The organism is Glaciihabitans arcticus, assembly GCF_004310685.1.
Lineage (GTDB): Bacteria > Actinomycetota > Actinomycetes > Actinomycetales > Microbacteriaceae > Conyzicola > Conyzicola arctica.
Map to the genome: position 1 here is coordinate 1,868,911 of NZ_SISG01000001.1, position 16,070 is coordinate 1,884,980.

The 16,070-nt window shown below is 66.3% G+C and carries 16 protein-coding genes; 7 read left to right on the top strand and 9 right to left on the bottom strand.

What is annotated here, in order from left to right; genetic code table 11:
* The first annotated feature begins 159 nt into the window (after nt 1-159).
* From EYE40_RS09000 to EYE40_RS09010, 3 genes are read left to right on the top strand one after another with little or no spacing between them, the layout of a single operon-like run.
* A complete protein-coding gene (locus EYE40_RS09000) occupies nt 160-1,479 on the top strand; it encodes an O-acetylhomoserine aminocarboxypropyltransferase/cysteine synthase family protein (RefSeq protein ID WP_130981625.1) in 1,320 nt (439 codons plus the stop codon).
* Nucleotides 1,476-2,528: an LLM class flavin-dependent oxidoreductase gene (locus tag EYE40_RS09005; protein WP_130981626.1), complete on the top strand. Its 1,053-nt coding sequence runs from the start codon at nt 1,476-1,478 to the stop codon at nt 2,526-2,528. Before EYE40_RS09000 ends, EYE40_RS09005 begins: the two co-directional genes overlap by 4 nt.
* A complete protein-coding gene (locus EYE40_RS09010) occupies nt 2,525-3,232 on the top strand; it encodes an alpha/beta hydrolase (RefSeq protein WP_130981627.1) in 708 nt (235 codons plus the stop codon). Before EYE40_RS09005 ends, EYE40_RS09010 begins: the two co-directional genes overlap by 4 nt.
* On the opposite strand, the gene EYE40_RS09015 is transcribed toward EYE40_RS09010, so the two are convergent.
* Nucleotides 3,229-4,326, bottom strand: coding sequence for an aromatic amino acid lyase (locus EYE40_RS09015; RefSeq protein WP_130981628.1), 1,098 nt, complete (start codon nt 4,324-4,326; stop codon nt 3,229-3,231). The two genes, EYE40_RS09010 and EYE40_RS09015, sit on opposite strands and share 4 nt — an antisense overlap.
* Before the next feature lie 54 nt (nt 4,327-4,380).
* Between EYE40_RS09015 and EYE40_RS09020 the strand changes: the two genes are divergently transcribed.
* The gene (locus EYE40_RS09020; protein WP_130981629.1) at nt 4,381-4,869 is read left to right on the top strand and encodes an SRPBCC family protein; all 489 of its coding nucleotides are present in this window, start codon (nt 4,381-4,383) and stop codon (nt 4,867-4,869) included.
* Here EYE40_RS09020 and EYE40_RS09025 read toward each other — a convergent pair.
* From EYE40_RS09025 to EYE40_RS09040, 3 genes are all read right to left on the bottom strand, one after another.
* Complete coding sequence (locus EYE40_RS09025; protein WP_130981630.1) at nt 4,866-5,339, bottom strand: GNAT family N-acetyltransferase; 474 nt, start codon at nt 5,337-5,339, stop codon at nt 4,866-4,868. The two genes, EYE40_RS09020 and EYE40_RS09025, sit on opposite strands and share 4 nt — an antisense overlap.
* A gap of 62 nt (nt 5,340-5,401) precedes the next feature.
* On the bottom strand, nt 5,402-6,400 hold the full coding sequence (locus EYE40_RS09030) for a ribonucleotide-diphosphate reductase subunit beta (RefSeq protein WP_130981631.1): 999 nt from the start codon (nt 6,398-6,400) through the stop codon (nt 5,402-5,404).
* Between the two features lie 96 nt (nt 6,401-6,496).
* Nucleotides 6,497-8,968, bottom strand: coding sequence for a ribonucleoside-diphosphate reductase subunit alpha (locus EYE40_RS09040; protein WP_130981632.1), 2,472 nt, complete (start codon nt 8,966-8,968; stop codon nt 6,497-6,499).
* Nucleotides 8,969-9,194: 226 nt separating this feature from the next.
* On the opposite strand from EYE40_RS09040, the gene EYE40_RS09045 reads away from it, so the two are divergent.
* Nucleotides 9,195-10,406: an MFS transporter gene (locus EYE40_RS09045; protein WP_130981633.1), complete on the top strand. Its 1,212-nt coding sequence runs from the start codon at nt 9,195-9,197 to the stop codon at nt 10,404-10,406.
* Here the strand turns inward: EYE40_RS09045 and EYE40_RS09050 are convergent, their stop codons facing one another.
* Nucleotides 10,407-10,964 (bottom strand): NADPH-dependent FMN reductase, encoded by a 558-nt coding sequence (locus EYE40_RS09050; protein WP_130981634.1) that lies wholly within the window; start codon nt 10,962-10,964, stop codon nt 10,407-10,409.
* A gap of 63 nt (nt 10,965-11,027) precedes the next feature.
* On the opposite strand from EYE40_RS09050, the gene EYE40_RS09055 reads away from it, so the two are divergent.
* Entirely contained in the window at nt 11,028-11,855 is an 828-nt protein-coding gene (locus EYE40_RS09055) for an alpha/beta fold hydrolase (RefSeq protein ID WP_130981635.1), read from the top strand.
* A 98-nt stretch (nt 11,856-11,953) separates the two neighbouring features.
* Here the strand turns inward: EYE40_RS09055 and EYE40_RS09060 are convergent, their stop codons facing one another.
* From EYE40_RS09060 to EYE40_RS09070, 3 genes are all read right to left on the bottom strand, one after another.
* Nucleotides 11,954-12,940: an aldo/keto reductase gene (locus EYE40_RS09060; protein ID WP_130981636.1), complete on the bottom strand. Its 987-nt coding sequence runs from the start codon at nt 12,938-12,940 to the stop codon at nt 11,954-11,956.
* 22 nt (nt 12,941-12,962) lie between these two features.
* A complete protein-coding gene (locus EYE40_RS09065; protein WP_130981637.1) occupies nt 12,963-13,748 on the bottom strand; it encodes an alpha/beta fold hydrolase in 786 nt (261 codons plus the stop codon).
* Nucleotides 13,749-13,824: 76 nt separating this feature from the next.
* The gene (locus tag EYE40_RS09070) at nt 13,825-14,040 is read right to left on the bottom strand and encodes a hypothetical protein (protein WP_130981638.1); all 216 of its coding nucleotides are present in this window, start codon (nt 14,038-14,040) and stop codon (nt 13,825-13,827) included.
* A gap of 169 nt (nt 14,041-14,209) precedes the next feature.
* Between EYE40_RS09070 and EYE40_RS09075 the strand changes: the two genes are divergently transcribed.
* Entirely contained in the window at nt 14,210-15,067 is an 858-nt protein-coding gene (locus EYE40_RS09075; protein WP_130981639.1) for a DUF4349 domain-containing protein, read from the top strand.
* Here the strand turns inward: EYE40_RS09075 and EYE40_RS09080 are convergent.
* Nucleotides 15,027-16,067, bottom strand: coding sequence for an LLM class flavin-dependent oxidoreductase (locus EYE40_RS09080; protein ID WP_130981640.1), 1,041 nt, complete (start codon nt 16,065-16,067; stop codon nt 15,027-15,029). The two genes, EYE40_RS09075 and EYE40_RS09080, sit on opposite strands and share 41 nt — an antisense overlap.
* Nucleotides 16,068-16,070: the final 3 nt, after the last annotated feature.

Genomic DNA, 16,070 nt, shown 5'->3' on the forward strand with positions numbered 1-16,070 from the left:
ACGATGCGACGCCCCCGTCAAGAGCGGCAAAGAATCTTGCGTAATGTGTCGCCGATCGGCCGAATGTGACGTCATATATCGCTGCGTTGAGCAGCTTCTCGCAGCATTCGTCATACGGGGTTACCGTCGTCCCTGTTGCTACCCACGAAAGGACGGGCGATGACCGACCAGACGACCTGGGCCGAGGCCACGAAGCAGGTACACGCCGGCTATACGGCAGGCGTGCCGCAGAACACCGCCGTTGTTCCGATCTACCAGTCGACCGCGTACGAGTTCGCCGACTTCAACTCGGCGGCCGACATCTTCGCGCTGCGCGCCTCCGGAAACCTGTACGGCCGCACCGGCAACCCCACCAACGCGACGCTCGAGACGCGGGTCGCTGCCCTCGACGGCGGCGTTGCCGCACTCGCCACCGGCTCCGGCCAATCCGCCGTCGCGATCGCCCTGCTCGCCCTCGCGAAGAACGGCCAGCACATCGTGGCGTCCAGCCAGCTGTACGGCGGATCCGTCGACCTGCTGGAAGACACCTTCGCCGACTTCGGCATCGGGGTCACCTTCGTCGATCCCCACGATCCGTCGGCCTGGGCGGATGCGATCCAGCCCGGTACGCGGGCCTTCTTCGTGGAGAGCATCGGCAACCCGATCGCCTCCGTGCCCGACCTGGAGGCACTCGCCGAGGTCGCGCACGAGAACGACATCCCGCTCGTCGTCGACAACACGATCGCAACGCCGTACCTGCAGCGCCCGATCGAGTTCGGCGCCGACATCGTCGTCTACTCGGCCACAAAGTTCCTGGGCGGTCACGGCAACGCGCTCGCCGGCGTGATCGTCGACGCGGGCACCTTTAACTACGGTGCGCGACCCGACCGTTGGCCCCAGTTCACGAGCGTGAGCAAGCGCTTCGGCGGCATCGTCTTCTGGGATCACTTCGGCGCGGCCAAGAGCGCCTACCTCTCCTACGCGAAGGTCAAGCTGAGCCACGACCTCGGGCCGTCGCTCTCGCCGTTCAACGCCTTCCTGATCCTGCAGGGCATCGAGACCCTCGACGTGCGGCTGCGCAAGCAGACCGACACGGCCCTCGCCCTCGCCCGCTACCTCGACGACCAACCGCTCGTGCGCCGCGTGCACCACGCCGGCCTGGCAGGGCACCCCGACCATGCCCTGGCCGGCAAGTACCTGCCGCGCGGTACGGGCGCGGTGTTCTCCTTCGACCTGAATGCTCCGGATGCCGCGGTCGGCTCGTTCATCGACAGCCTCGGGTTGTTCAAGCTCGTCGCCAACATCGGCGATGTGCGCAGCCTCGTTGTGCACCCCGCAACCACCACCCACAGCCGCTTCACCGCCGAACAGCGGGACGCGGCGGGCATCACGCTCACGACCATCCGGCTCTCGGTCGGACTCGAGGATCCGGCCGACCTGCTCGCCGACCTCGAGCAGGCGTTCGCCCGGCTCACCACTCGTTCGACGGAGACATCATGAAATTCGGTTACTGGACACCCGTCTACGGCGGCTTCCTGCGCAACGTCGGCGACGAGGGCGGCATGGCGGCCACCTGGGACTACGTGAAGCGCGTCTCGCAGCAGGCCGACGCGCTCGGCTGGGACATCACACTTGTTCCCGAGCTCTACCTCAATGACCGCAAGGGGGTGGATGCGCCCAGCCTCGAAGCGTGGTCGCTCTCCAGCGCGATCGCCGCGGTCACCACCGACCTGCGCATCATGACGGCCGTGCGCCCCGGCTTCCACCTGCCGACCGTCATCGCCAAGACGGCGGCAACGCTCTCCGACATCAGCTCCGACCGCTTCTCGCTCAACGTCGTCTCGGCGTGGTGGGCTGAAGAGGCGAAGCAGTACGGGGGTGTCTTCGCGTCACACGATGAGCGGTACATCCAGTCGACGGAATTCGTGAACGTGCTGAAGGGCATGTGGCGCGATGAGCGGTTCACCCTGCAGGGACAGTTCTACGACGTGCCACAGGCGGTGTTGAGCCCCAAGCCGCGCGTGGCCCCGCGCATCTTCGCGGGTGGCGAGAGCGAGTCGGGGCGTGAGGCGATCTCAGCCTTCGCCGACGCGTACGTCATGCACGGCGGGACTCCCGAAGAGGTCGCGCCCAAGGTCGCCGACGTGCACAACCGGCGCACCCGGCTGCAGGGTGCGCCTTTCGAGGAGGTCGGCATGGCGGCCTACGTCATCATCCGCGACACCGAGCGCGAGGCCCTTGCCGAGCTCGAGCGCATCACGACCTTCGACCCGGGCTCCCCGGGCTTCGCCTCGTTCGAGGAATTCCAGAAGCACTCCAACCTCGACGTCGAGCTCACCAAGCGCGAGTACTCGGTCGGCACCCGTGGGCTGCGCCCCAACCTGGTCGGCACGGCCGAGCAGGTCGCCGAACGCATCGCCGACCTCGAGGCGGCCGGCGTCGACCTGCTGCTCGTGCAGTCCTCGCCGCTGCACAACGAGCTCGACCGCATCGCCGAGCAGCTGTTCCCACTCGTCGGCGCGGCTCCGGTGCTGGAGGTTGCTCGATGAGCACACCCCCGAGCATCGAGCGATGGGATGAGCCTCTCGGCGCAACTCCCCGCGGAACTCTCATTCTGCTGGCCGGGCGGGGCGAGGCGGCCTCCGTCTACACCCGCTTCGCGCGCCGACTGTCGGCGGATGCGTACCGCGTACGCGTGGTGCGCGACGTGACCGACGACCCGAAGGCGTCCACGGCGACGGTGCGCGGGCTCATCGCCGAGAGCGAGATCCTGCCGGTTGTGCTCATCGGCTCGGACGCGGGCAGCGTGCTCGCGCTCGACATCGCGAGCGACGCGCGGTCCGGTGTTGCCGCAGTCGTATCGGCCGGGCTGCCGAGCGCCCACGGCCTGCTCGCCGACGCCCAGACACAGCTCGACGCGCGGTCGGCCTGCCCCGTGCACCGCAAGGTGCTCGAGGATGCCCTTGCCGTCGACCCGCTGGCGCTCGCCCGCGACCTGCCTCGCGAGCTACGGCTGCCGGCCCCAGCCTCCGTGCGGATCCCCGTGCTCGCCATCCACGGCAACATCGACTCGATCGCAAGCATCGCGGAGGTGCAGTCGTACTACCGGCAGCTGCCCCACGCGCGGGTTGCGGTCGTGCACGACGGACGCCACGACATCCTCAACGACGTGAGCCACCGCAGCGTCGCCGCCACCATCGTGCTGTTCCTCGAAGAGATCCGGTTGGGGGTGCCGGCCCTCGAGCTCGCCTAGATCTCGTCGTCGAGGGCCTCGATGGTCGGCTCCTCCGAGCGCACCGGGTTCGCCGCCGCCAGCAGCGTGTCGGGTGCGTAGCTGCCGGCGAGCGCCTCGGCGTACGCGGCCAGCGGCGGGGACAGCACCGAAGCCTGAGCGACACCTGCGGCGACCTCGGCCTCGTCACTGAGCAGGTCGAGCGTTACCGTCAGCGAGAGCTGCAGCAGATGCAGGGTGCCGAGTGGATCCACGGCGTTCTCCCGACCGCCCACGTGCACCGAATACACGACGGGCGCCTCGACGAGCGCGGACTGCACAACGCTCGCTCGCGCCTCACTCGCCGCGGCGACATGAGCGAGAGCAAGACGCACCCGCTCGAAGGCGAGGGTCAGGCCGACGAGTTCGCTGTTGCCGCCACGGACGACGCTCCCGGTATCCAGATCGACGAGCGGATCGTCGGCGCGGGAGTTGAGCTCCAGGGTGACGGCGGCGGCAAGCGCGGTCACCGCCTCGGCGAGCGCGCCATTCACCTGCGGCGCCGAGCGGAAGGCGATGGGGTCGGTGGTCGCGGCATCCAGATCGGTGAGTAGCGAGCCTATGCGCGCAGCGGAGGCGGCCTGCCCGACGGAGCGGTGCGCCGACTGCACCTGCGCGGAGAAGGGCGCAGCGCTTCCGCCGGCGCCGGTCGCCCGCAGCGCGCTCACCGACAGCGCCACGGCGAAGTCGCTCGCATTCACGAGTCGTGCCAACTGGTCGACGACGAGCGCGCCCACTCCGATGGCCGCCGAACTCACGTCCACCGGCAGGCTGATGCCCCGGTTCAGGGCCGAGACGATCTCGTGCGCGAGCGCCGGGTCCGTTCCCGATCCCCCGCGGCTGATCCCGACGAGGCGCGCGAACACCGCGGCGCGGGTCTCCTCCTCGCTGAGGTGCGCGGCCGGAACGCGGGCGGTCGATGGCAGCGTCATCCCCTCCGCGCGCGCCGCCTCGAGCAGGGAGTACGAGGCCGCGAGATCACGCTCGACGACACTCGTGAGCGAGACCGGTTCGCCTGCGCGGGCGACGGCCGTGACATCCGCGACGCCGATCGGTTTCCTGCTGAGTTGGGGCACCTGTGAAGTCTCGCAGTACTTCCGCTCGCCGCTGCAACGTTCTAGCGTGAACTCATGTCAACGCCGACCGGAACCGTCTCCCGCATCTCCCCCACCGAGGTCGAGCTCGCCCTCTCCCGCGTGATCACCGCAGAGGCGGATGACGTCTGGGCCAGCCTCACGGCATCCGATCGCACCGCCGCGTGGATCGGTCCCTGGTCGGGAGAGGCGCGTGTGGGCGGCACCATCGAGCTCACGATGGTGCTCGAGGACGGCTCCCCCACCGTGCCGGTGCGCATCGACGCGTGCGACGAGCCGTACCACGTGGCCTTCACCACCGACTCCTTTGTGCTCGAGGTGCGGCTCTTCCCGCTCGACAACGGCACCGAGCTGATCCTCAGCCAGACGCTCGACGACCCGTCACTCGCCGAGAGCTACGGCCCCGGCTGGGAGTTCTACCTCGACGCCCTGCTTGCCGCGCGCGACGGTCGCCCGCTGCCACGCTTCGGGGACTACGACCCGAGCATGGCGCCGTACTACGCAGGGCTCGCCCGTAACCTCTAGAGGTTCTTGCGGTAGCAGAGCGCGCGCGGGATGGCGTTGTACAGTCCATAGACCTCGATCGGCCGGTAGCCCATCGACTCGTACAGCGCGATCGCCGCGAGCTGGCGATCCCCCGTCTGCAGAACGAGAGACGGGATGCCCCGCTCCCCCGCCACCCGCTCCAACTCGGTCATCAGCGCGCGTGACAGTCCCCGCCCTCGGGCGTTCGCGGCGATGAACACCTTCTTCACCTCGAGTTCCTCGTTCCACGGGCGCAGGGCGGCGTGCCCCACGGGCACCCCGTCGTCGATCGCGATCACCGTGTGGACCATGGTCGCCGGGTCGATCGCGAGGGATCGGTCCACCGCAGCCTGCTCGTCGGGAGTCTGGGCGGCCGAGCGGTCCGCGTACATCGCGCTCGTCTCGACGTCCATGGCGGCGCGCAGGGCGAGCGCGCGGGCGTCATCCCACGCCACTGTTTCAAAATTCATGATGATCCTCAATGACGAGAGGGCACCGGCCGAAGCCGATGCCCTCCTGTCGCTAGGTGAAACTACTCGACCTTGGCCTTCGTCGTCGCCGAAGCGTTCGACTCGTACGAGGTGTTCGTCGACTCGAAGAAGTTGACGAGCTGGAGGGTGTCGTTGGCGGCAGCCATCCACTTGGCGGGGTTCGACACGTTGTAGTGCGCGTCGAAACCGAGCTCCTCGAGACGGCGGTCGGCCAGGTACTTCACGTACTGGTTGATGTACGTGGCGTTGAGGCCGAGGATCCCGTTCGGGAGCAGGTCATGGTTGTAGGCCTCTTCCATCTCGACCGCATCCAGGATCATCTGCTTGATCTCGGCGGCGAACTCCTCCGTCTGCAGGTCGGGGTTCTCCTCGAGCACGGTCAGGATCAGGTTGATGCCGAACTTGAGGTGCAGGCTCTCATCCCGAACCACCCAGTCCATGAGCGAACCGAAGTTGCGCAGCAGGTTTCGCTGGCGGAACGACAGGGCGACCATAAAGCCCGAGTAGAACCAGATGCCCTCGAGCACAACGTTGTACGCAACCAGGTTGCGAACGAAGTCCTTTTTGCCCTCGGTGGTGGTGATGTCGAGCGTCTGCTCCGTCATACGACGGATGAACTTGAGCTCGAACTCCTCCTTGCGCGCCATCGACGGGATGTCGACATGCGAGTTGTACGCGGCTTCCCGGTCGATCGGGAAGGTCTCGAGCACGTACTCGAACGACATGCAGTGGTTCGCCTCTTCCCACATCTGCTTGGCGAGGTACAGGCTGCACTCTGCCGCGGAGACGTAGGGGTAGACGCCGAACGCGAGTGCCTTGTTGACGAGCAGCTCGTTCGGGTTGAAGTACGACATCAGGAAGGTCACCGCGTGGCGCTCTTCGTCCGTCATCTTCTTGAAGTCCGCGATGTCCTCACCGAGCTGGATCTCGTTGGGGAACCACGTGTTCGCGACGGCCTGGTCGTACAGGTCCATGGCCCACTGGTACTTGATCGGCTTGAGGAGGAGTCCGTCCTGAAGCCCTGTTCCTAAAATGCCCATTTTGCGTCTTTCATTAGTACTACTGGCAACTTTCGCACTGGAGGTCGTCCATGGGATCGACCGGGACTGAATATTCTTCGAAGGTGCGGTCCATGATTACGCGTCACCCTTCGCGAGTCCACCGAAGCCACGACGGGCGGGAGCGGCGGAGACCGCGGCCTCGACCGGAGCGCCCGATGCGGCAGCCGCGCCGAAGCCCTTCTTGGCGCCCGACCCGATCTCCTCGGACTTGTTCACCTTGACGGTGGACTGCTCGGCGGTGTGGCGCGGCTTCATGTGCAGGTAGTACGTCGTCTTCACGCCGCGCTCCCATGCTGCGAAGTAGATGTCCATCATGTCGCCGAGGTCACGCGTCTCGAGGTACATGTTGCGGCTGATGGCCTGGTCGATCCACTTCTGGGCGCGAGCGGCGACCTCGAGGAACGCGTACGGCGACAGCTGGAAGCTCGTCTTGTACACCTCCTTGAGGTGGTCCGGGATGGCGGCCACGTTCTGGATGTCGCCCTGGCTGCGCAGGATCGACTCCTTCGTGGAGTCCCAGATGCCGAGCTTCTGCAGGTCGACGACCAGGTTGCGGTTGACCTCGAGGAACTTGCCGTTCGAGGTTGCGCGGCTGAAGATCTGCGAGAACTGCGGGTCGAGACCCGGGGTCGTTCCCGCCACGAGACCGATGGATGCGGTGGGCGCGATCGCCATGAGCGTCGCGTTGCGCATTCCCCCCTTGACCTTGAGACGCAGGGCGTCCCAGTCGAGGCGGGTCTTGCGGTTGACCTTGATCTCCATGCCACGGTCCGCCTCGGTCAGCGCGATCGAGTCGAGGGGCACGAGGCCCTCCGACCAGCGGCTGCCCTGGAAGTTCGGGTAGGAGCCACGCAGCTGCGCGAGGTTCGCGCTCTCGTCGATCGCCGCGTAGGAGACGTGCTCCATGATCTCGTCGATCAGGTCGTAGGCCGCTTCGCTCTCGTAGCTGATGCCGAGGCGCTCGATGATGTCGGTGAAGCCCATAACTCCCAGGCCGACGGCGCGGTTCTCGCTGTTCGAGAAGTCCGCCTCCTTGACCGAGGAGCGCGTGATGTCGATCAGGTTGTCGAGCTGGCGCACCGCGAGGCGAGCGCTCTCCTCGATCTTCTTGAAGTCGACACTCAGGCCGGCGTTCTCGACGTCGAGCATGTGCTGCGACAGGTTGATCGACGCGAGGTTGCAGACGGAGACGTTGTCTTCGTCCTGCGGAAGCGTGATCTCGGTGCAGAGGTTCGAGAGGTGGATCGTTCCCGTGTTGTTGTTGAGCGCACGGTTGTTGATCGTGTCCTTCCAGGTGAGCCACGGGTGGCTCGTGGTCTGGAGGGAGATCAGGATCGACTTGAACTGCTCGCGAGCCGTGATCTTCTTGAACATGTGCATCTCGCCGGCTTCGGCCTTCGCGACGTACTCCTGGTACTTCGCGCTGAACGCGGCACCGTAGAGCTCGTTGAGGTCTGCGACCTCGAGCGGGTCGAAGAGGTACCAGTCGTCGTCGTTCTGCACGCGCTTCATGAACTCGTCGCTGATCCAGACCGCGGTGTTCGCGGTGCGGGTGCGGCGGTACGGGTCACCGGAGTTGTTGCGCAGCTCCAGGAACTCCGGGAAGTCCATGTGCCAGTTCTCCATGTAGAAACAGAGGGCGCCGAACTTCTTGCCTCCCCGGCTCACCGCCCGAAGAATCGAGTCGATGGTGTGCATAAACGGGATGGGTCCGGTCGACGTCGTGTTGTTCGAGCGGATGGGCGAACCCTGCGCACGGAGCTTCGTGACCGAGAGGCCGATTCCGCCGGTGCCCTTGGTCAGCCACATGACATCGCGCGTGGTCTTCGCGATGTGCTCCATGTCGTCCTGCATCTCCATGACGAAGCAGTTCGCGAGCTGCGGGTAAATCGTTCCGGCGTTGACGAGGGTGGAGCCGGCCGCGAGGTACTCGAGCTTGGACATCTTCTCGTAGAAGGCGATGGCCGCCTCGTTGGGGTTCTGCTCGTTGAGCGAGAGTCCCATCGCGATACGCATCCAGAAGTACTGGGGAACCTCGAGGGCATCGCCGTTGCGGCCCTTGATGCCGTAGCGGTTGTTGAGGGTGACGACACCGATGTACTTGAGCAGCTCATCGTGGGCCGGCTCGAGGTGGCCGGCGAGGAACTCGAGGTCGAAGAGCTCGGTCAGGCGCGGGTCGAGCAGCTTCTCGTCGACGCCGCGGGTGACGTTAGCGGCGAAGTGCTGCTTGTGCAGCGACTTCAGCTCGTCGGCGGTCTCGTAGTCACCGAGCACGCGCTTGTAGATCGTCTTGAGCAGGAGACGGGCGGCGACGATGTCGAAGGCCGGGTCGTCCTTCACGTTCTGGAGGGCCACCTGGATGACTGCCTCGTCGAGCTGCTGGGTCGTGATGCCGTCGAAGAGCGTGAGCTCGAGCTCCGAGGCGATCTGGGTGACCCAGGTGATGTTCTCGTCAAGACCGGCACTCGCGTGCTCGATCGCGAGGTTGATCTTGTTCGCGTCGTATGGCTCGCGCTCGCCATCGCGCTTAACTACCGTGATTCCCACAAATGCTCCCTCAAAACTACTGAAATTGGCCTTTTACCCGCATGCTCGGCCCGGCGGTTTCACCACTATATATCGTGCCACCGACGCTTGGCGAACACCACATGTAGTGGGCGTGTCATCCACAGCTGTGGATAACTTGTATGACTTATACACAGGGTAAAGGGCCCCTCCGACAGGGCGTTCACCACGGAATCACGCGCGACCTCGACGCTAAGCTGGGTGTCTTGTGAGTACTTATTCCAGCCTGCTGAAAACCCCCGGAGTCGCCCGCATCATTGCCGCGCAGCTCACGGCGCGGTTCCCCTTCGGCATGCTCTCGCTCGCGTACCTGCTGCACATCGAGCAGATCACCGGTTCCTACGGCGCCGCGGGCCTTGTGCTCGCCGCGACGAGCATCGGCCAGGCCATCGCCGGACCACTCACAAGTCGCTGGATGGGCGTCTGGGGAATGCGCCGCGTGCTTACCCTCACGATGATCGTCTGCGCGACCTCGATCGGCCTGATCGCCTTCATCGTCGACGCGAGCGTGCCGGTCTACATGATCATCGGTTTCATCGGCGGGCTGAGCATGCCGCCGATCCAGCCCGCGGTGCGCACCATCTACCCCAAGATGGTCAACTCGAAGCAGCTGACCGCGCTGTTCTCGCTCGACGCCTCGGCCCAGGAGATCATCTGGGTCGCCGGCCCGGTCATCACGACCTTCGTCGCGACGCAGATCTCGACGACCCTCGCGATCGTCATCGCGGGAGTGTTCCTCGTCGGCGGCGGGCTGTGGTTCATCCTCTCCCCCGAGGTCGGGCGCGTGCGCATCCCACGCAGCAAGCGCAAGCTCGGGGTGGTGCTCTCCAAGCCCGCGGTGCTGCTCTCCACGATCGTCGGCTTCCTGCTCGTCGGTGCGTGCGCTGCGGTCGAGGCGGGAGTCGTCGCGGCGTTCGGGCACGGCGGGCCCGAGGCCGGAATCGTGCTCGCCGTCTTCGCGATCGGTTCCCTCGCCGGCGGCCTGTCGTTCGGGCACGTGCCCGTCGGGCCGTGGGCGTTGTCCCGTCGTATGCTCGGCGTCTTCGTGGGCATGGCACTCGCGATGTTCTCGCTCAACTTCTGGTGGCTGGGCGTCACCCTGCTGATCGCCGGCATCGGCATCGCTCCCGCTCTGGCCGTGATGTTCGCGATCGTCTCAGCGACGGTGAAGTTCAGCGACACCGCAGAGGCCTACGGCTGGGTGGGCACCGGGCAGCTCATCGGCGCCGCGCTCGGCTCGGCCGCCGCCGGATTCCTCATCGACGCGAACGGGGCCGTCGGCGGGTTCTGGGCCGCCGCGGCGTTCGCCTTCGTCGGCTTCCTGATCCCCACGATCCTGCGCAGCTGGCATCCCGACCTGCGCGGTCGAGAGCTCTCGTCGATTCCCGACACAGCGCCGGTGCCGATCCAGCCGAGCTAGCTAGCGCAGGGGCTTGAGCGCGCCTGCAAGCGTCTCGAGTTCGGTGACGAGCTTGCCGAGGATGGCGCTCTCCTTCTCGTTGGGCTGGAAGGCGTCATCCTGAACCCTCGTGCCGATGAAGGGGATCTCGACATTCGCGCCGGTCTTGATCAGGCCGACGGTCGTCAGCACGGGCTCGATCGCCGACACACCGCGGGCACCCGCAGCGACGCCGCCGTAGCTGACGAAGCCGACCGGCTTGCGCCACCACTCCTGCGAGAGGAAGTCGATGGCGTTGCCGAGCGCCGGCGCGTAGGAGTGGTTGTACTCGGGGGTCACGAAGATGAAGGCGTCGGCGGCCTCGACCCGCTCCGACCAGGCGAAGGTGTGCGGCTTCGTGTAGGCGCGCTTGGCGGGATGATTCGGCTCGTCCATGAACGGAAGCGCGAGCTCGGCGAGGTCGACGAAGTCGATCTCGAAGCCACCACGTTCGGCGACGGCGGAGTTGACCCACTGCGCGACGGGAAGGCCTGCACGGCCGGGACGGACAGAGGCGACGACGATCATAAGCGTGTTCACCTTTCCTGCAACGCGGGTCCGTGGTTTTCCATTCCCGCGCATGGAGTTCAGTAGGGTCGTCCCATGGAGCTTCCCCTGTACTCGTCCGGCACCCCGGGCGGCCCCCGCGTTCTGCTCGTGCACGGCCTGAACGGCGACGCCGCGACCTGGTGGCGGGTCGCCGACGCTTTCGAGGCTTCGGGATGTCACGTGCACTCCGTCGACCTGCGGGGTCATGGTGCGGCGGCTCGGGATGACGACCTCGCTCTCGCGAGTTACGCGGCAGACCTGCCCGGCACCGACTGGGATCTCGTGCTGGGCCACTCGCTGGGTGCCGCAACGGCCTCGATAGCTGCGACGACTCCCGGTTTCGCGCGACGTCTCGCCCTGCTCGACCCCGTGCTGGAGATCGACCCGGCCTCCCGTGATGCGATCATCGCCGACCAGCTGGCCGAGCTGGAGCTCACCGTCGATTCGCTCACCGCCGAGAAACCGCACTGGCACCCGCGGGACGTCGCGACCAAGGTTGCGGCCGCGCGGCTCTCGTCGCCCGGTACCGCCCGTGGATCCTTCGACGACAACCCCGCCTGGGATGCGGTGACGGCGGTTGCCGGGCTGGAGATTCCGACGCTGGTGCTCAGCGGAGACCCCGCCGTCTACACGATGCTCGGCACCGCGACGGTTGCCGCGATCACGCGGCCCGCACTCGAGTACCGCGTGATACCCGGCACCGGACACTCGCCACAGCGCGATGACTTCGACGCGACGATGGCTGTGCTGTGGGATTGGCTGTCTCGCTCACCTGAGCCGAGCGGCCGCCTCGATCCGCGGAGTCCGCGATTTTCGTATCCCGAAGCCCCTCTATTCAGACTGGAGTCGGGATACAGAAATCGCGAGCACCAGATCCCCTGACAAGCCCGGAATCCCGATCCCAACTCTGCTTTACCTAAGGCGCAGTTGGCATTCAGAAGTCGCAGCTCCCCGCGACGGAATCGCCGGAGAAGAGACCGCTACCAGCGCCCGTGCACCGCAGCGCGGAAGTAGCGGTCGTAGCGGGCCTCGATGTCGGACGTGAAGTCCGCGCCGAGCGGCGGCACGGAGCCGGCCGAAGCGTTGGACTGCGCCTGCGCGACGTTGCGCGCACCGGGGATGACCGTGGTCACGCCATCCAACTGGGCGAGCCAGGCGAGAGCTGCGACCGACGGCGTGAGCCCGAGCTCAGAGGCCGCGGCCGAGAACTCGCGCGCGGCCGCGACACCCTGCTCGAAGTCGACACCGGAGAACGTCTCGCCCACGTCGAAGGCCTCGCCGTGACGGTTGAAGGTGCGGTGGTCGTTCTCGGCGAACGTGGTCTGCTCGGTGTACTTGCCGGTGAGCAGGCCTGAGGCGAGCGGCACGCGCGCGATGATCGCCACCCCGGCGCCGATAGCCGCGGGCAGCACACGCTCGAGCGGCTTCAGGCGGAAGGCATTGAGGATGATCTGCACACTCGTGATGCCCGGACGGGCGATGGCGGCGAGCGCCTCATCCACCGTCTCGACGCTGACGCCGTAGCGGGCGATAACGCCATCCTGAACCAGCTCGTCGAGCGCGTCGTAGACCGCATCGGTCGAGAACACGGGAGTCGGTGGGCAGTGCAGCTGAACCAGGTCGAGGGTGTCGGTGCGCAGGTTGGCGCGCGAGCGATCGGTCCACTCGCGGAACTTCGCGAGGGTGAAGTTGGCCGGATCCTGGGCCTCGCGGCGACCCATCTTCGTCGCGACGAACACGTCGAGCTCGGGGTTGTCCGCGAGGTAGTCACCGATGACCTGCTCGCTGCGTCCGTCACCGTAGACGTCCGCGGTGTCGAACAGGGTGACACCGGCTTCGACCGAGGCGTCGAGCACGGCGCGGGCGTCCGCCTCGCTCACGTCGCCCCAGTCGGCACCGAGCTGCCAGGTGCCGAGGCCGATCGCGGAAACGGGAACGCCGAGGCGTGAGGTTGTGTGGGATTCCATCCTCGAAGCCTAGACCGGGCGACTAACCGATCGCCTTCGCCACAGCTTTTGCCAGCCTCTTGCGCACCAGGTGGTCGTTCGCGTCGACACGGTGCACCGTCACGTGCCGCAACTGCTCGACGATGCGCAGGCCGCCGGTCATCACGAACGGGTCGAGGGTTCCGTACACGACCTCCACCGGAACCCGCACCGAGGCGATGTCGCTGACCGCCGTCTGCGACTCGATCGAGTTCTGCAGGGAGAGCACAAAGGCGTTCCAGTTGCGTTCGGAGACCTCGAGCACGTTTTTGATGGGCGACATCCGGGACAGCATGGCGGCGGTGCGCGTCGTGAAGCCCTTGTTGCCGCGCAGGAATTCGTACGCGCGCAGATAGGCGCTCATCGTGGCGCGCTGCATCGGGTCGCCGATCTCGGTCGGCGCGACGTAGATCGGCGGGCTCACGAGCACGAGCTTCGACACCTTGCCCGGGTACATGGCCGCGTAGCGTGCAGCGATCAGGCTGCCCATCGAGTGTCCGACCAACTCGAACGGAGCCCGCAGCGCGAGCGAGGCGATCGTCGCCCGCACCGATTCGACGTGCTCCTCGATGGTGAAGGTCGCCGTCTCGGGCGCGGTTGATTCCCCGAAGCCGAGCAGGTCGATCGAGATGCAGCGGTGCTTGTCGACGAGGCGGGGCACCAGCTCGGAGAAGGTCACCGACGACGACGCGATGCCATGAATGAGGATGACGACCGGCCCGCTCCCCGAATCGTCGGCGATGTGCAGCAACGGTGTGCGCTTCCGGGTGAACCACTCGCGCCAACTCATGCCCGATTATCTCAGAGGCGCAGCGGGGCACGAAAAAGGGGACACCGAGGCGTCCCCTTTTCCGATCGCGGGAGGATCAGTCGCGCAGGTCTTCCTTGTACTCGTTCTTGGCCTTGGTGGAATCGCGCTCGGCCTCAGCACGCTTTACGTCGGCTTCGGCCTTCTTCACTTCGGCGTCGGCCTGGACCTCGTCCACCTTGTCGCTGAGGCGCTCCTTGGTGTCGTCAGCCCACTCGCCGACCTTCTTGCCGGTTGCCTCGGCCGCGTCTTTTGCGTTGTCAAGGAATCCCATGATTGCTCCTTTGTAGTGATCTGTTATGGCGACGTTACGACTTCGATATCTATGTTCCCTGATTGTGATGCTTCACTCAGAGGGCTCCCAGAAATCTCATAGATGTGACGCTCAGATCGTGACGAACGTTGGGTAGCGGCGCCCTCCCCCGCGTCGTTACGGTGACCACATGAGACGAATGACGAGTGTTCCCGCAATTGTTGTCCTTGCGATTCTCGCCCTGAGCGGGTGCTCGGCAGGAATGTCCTCCGCCCCGGAGAGGGCGTCCGACCAGGCCGCGCCGCAGGAGGCGGGAGGTCTCGCCGACGGCTTCGTGGCGGCCGACCGGGAGATCATCACCAACGGCTCCGTGAGCCTCACCGTCGTCAGCCCCGCGAAGGCCGCGACGGAGGCAGCGCGCATCGCCGAGGCCGCCGGTGGTCGCGTCGACGCGCGCAGCGAGGAGGCTGCCGTCGACGGCGACAAGGGCCGCGCGACGCTCACCCTGCGTCTCCCCTCCAAGACCCTCACCCCCACGCTCGAGAAGATCAAGAAGCTCGGCAAGGTTCAGACCGTCGATATTGCGACGACTGATGTCACGGACCAGACCCGTGACCTCGACTCTCGCATCGACGCTCTCGCCGCGTCCATCGCGCGCCTTCAGAGTTTTATGAAGTCCGCGAAGACCGTCAATGACCTCATCACGCTCGAGACGTCGATCACCGAGCGGCAGGGCAACCTCGAAGCGATGCAGGGCGAACAGCGCTCGCTCGAAGATCAGGTCAGCCTCTCGACGATCGACCTGTTCCTCGGGTCCGAAGCGGATGCTCCCATCGAGACGCCGAGCACCTTCTTCTCTGGGCTTCAGACCGGCTGGGACAGCTTCGTCGCGTTCGTGAGTGCCGTGCTCGTCACGCTCGGAGTGCTGCTGCCGTGGCTGGTATTCCTGGGGTTGATCGGGCTGGCGGTACTCGTCATCCTGCGCCGCCGCGCCCGTCGCCCCTCGGTCAGCCCTGCGACGCCAGTCGCTCCCGCACCTGCGGAATGACCTTCGTGCCGTAGAGCTCCACGGCGCGCATCAGCGCTCCGTGGGGCAGCGGGCCGGCGCTGTACTTGAGGTCGAAGCGCTGCACACCGAGGGCTCCGACCGTCTTCGCGATCTTCGCGGCGACGGTGTCGGGCGAGCCGACGTAGAGCGAGCCGTGCTCGGCCTCTTCGTCGAACTCTGCACGGGTCATCGTCGGCCAGCCGCGCTCCTTGCCGATTCGGTCGCGCATCACGCTGTAGTGCGGCCAGAGGATCTCGCGGGCCTCCTCGTCGGTGTCGGCGATGAAGCCAGGCGAGTGCACGCCGATCGGCAGGGTCGGCTTTCCGAGCTGGGCGAGGGCGCGGTGGTAGAGGTCGACGTAGGGCGCGAACCGGGCGGGCTCGCCACCGATGATCGCGAGCATCAGCGGCAGGCCGTAGCTGGCCGCGCGCACAACGGACTCGGGGCTTCCGCCGACGCCGATCCAGGTCTTGATCGAGCCGCCCTCGGTGGTCGGGAACACACTCTGGTTGGTCAGGGCCGCACGGGTTCCACCCGACCAGGTGACGGGCTGCTCCTTGAGCAGCTCGGTGAACAGCTCAAGCTTCTCCTCGAACAGCTGGTTGTAATCGCTGAGCTCGAAGCCGAACAACGGGAAGGACTCGGTGAACGAGCCCCGGCCGAGGATGACCTCGGCGCGACCGTTGGACACCGCGTCGAGGGTCGCGAAGCGCTGGAACACTCGGACCGGGTCGTCGGAGCTGAGCACGGTCACGGCCGAGCCGAGGTGGATGCGCTTCGTCTGGCCGGCGATCGCCGCGAGCACCATCTCGGGTGACGACACGGCGAAGTCATCGCGGTGGTGCTCCCCCACGCCGATGAAGTCGACCCCGGTCTCGTCGGCCACAACGGCCTCCTCAACGACATCACGGATCACCTGCGCGTAGCTGAGATTCTTGCCCTCGGCATCGACGGTGACGTCTCCGAAGGTATCGAGTCCGAATTCGACGTGGCCGGTCATGGC

Bases quoted from the DNA above. Each gene is read 5' to 3' on its own strand.
- EYE40_RS09000 (WP_130981625.1), top strand. From the start codon at position 160: ATGACCGACCAGACGACCTGGGCCGAGGCCACGAAGCAGGTACACGCC.
- EYE40_RS09005 (WP_130981626.1), top strand. From the start codon at position 1,476: ATGAAATTCGGTTACTGGACACCCGTCTACGGCGGCTTCCTGCGCAAC.
- EYE40_RS09010 (WP_130981627.1), top strand. From the start codon at position 2,525: ATGAGCACACCCCCGAGCATCGAGCGATGGGATGAGCCTCTCGGCGCA.
- EYE40_RS09020 (WP_130981629.1), top strand. From the start codon at position 4,381: ATGTCAACGCCGACCGGAACCGTCTCCCGCATCTCCCCCACCGAGGTC.
- EYE40_RS09025 (WP_130981630.1), bottom strand. From the start codon at position 5,339: ATGAATTTTGAAACAGTGGCGTGGGATGACGCCCGCGCGCTCGCCCTG.
- EYE40_RS09030 (WP_130981631.1), bottom strand. From the start codon at position 6,400: ATGGGCATTTTAGGAACAGGGCTTCAGGACGGACTCCTCCTCAAGCCG.
- EYE40_RS09055 (WP_130981635.1), top strand. From the start codon at position 11,028: ATGGAGCTTCCCCTGTACTCGTCCGGCACCCCGGGCGGCCCCCGCGTT.
- EYE40_RS09060 (WP_130981636.1), bottom strand. From the start codon at position 12,940: ATGGAATCCCACACAACCTCACGCCTCGGCGTTCCCGTTTCCGCGATC.
- EYE40_RS09065 (WP_130981637.1), bottom strand. From the start codon at position 13,748: ATGAGTTGGCGCGAGTGGTTCACCCGGAAGCGCACACCGTTGCTGCAC.
- EYE40_RS09070 (WP_130981638.1), bottom strand. From the start codon at position 14,040: ATGGGATTCCTTGACAACGCAAAAGACGCGGCCGAGGCAACCGGCAAG.
- EYE40_RS09075 (WP_130981639.1), top strand. From the start codon at position 14,210: ATGAGACGAATGACGAGTGTTCCCGCAATTGTTGTCCTTGCGATTCTC.
- EYE40_RS09080 (WP_130981640.1), bottom strand. From the start codon at position 16,067: ATGACCGGCCACGTCGAATTCGGACTCGATACCTTCGGAGACGTCACC.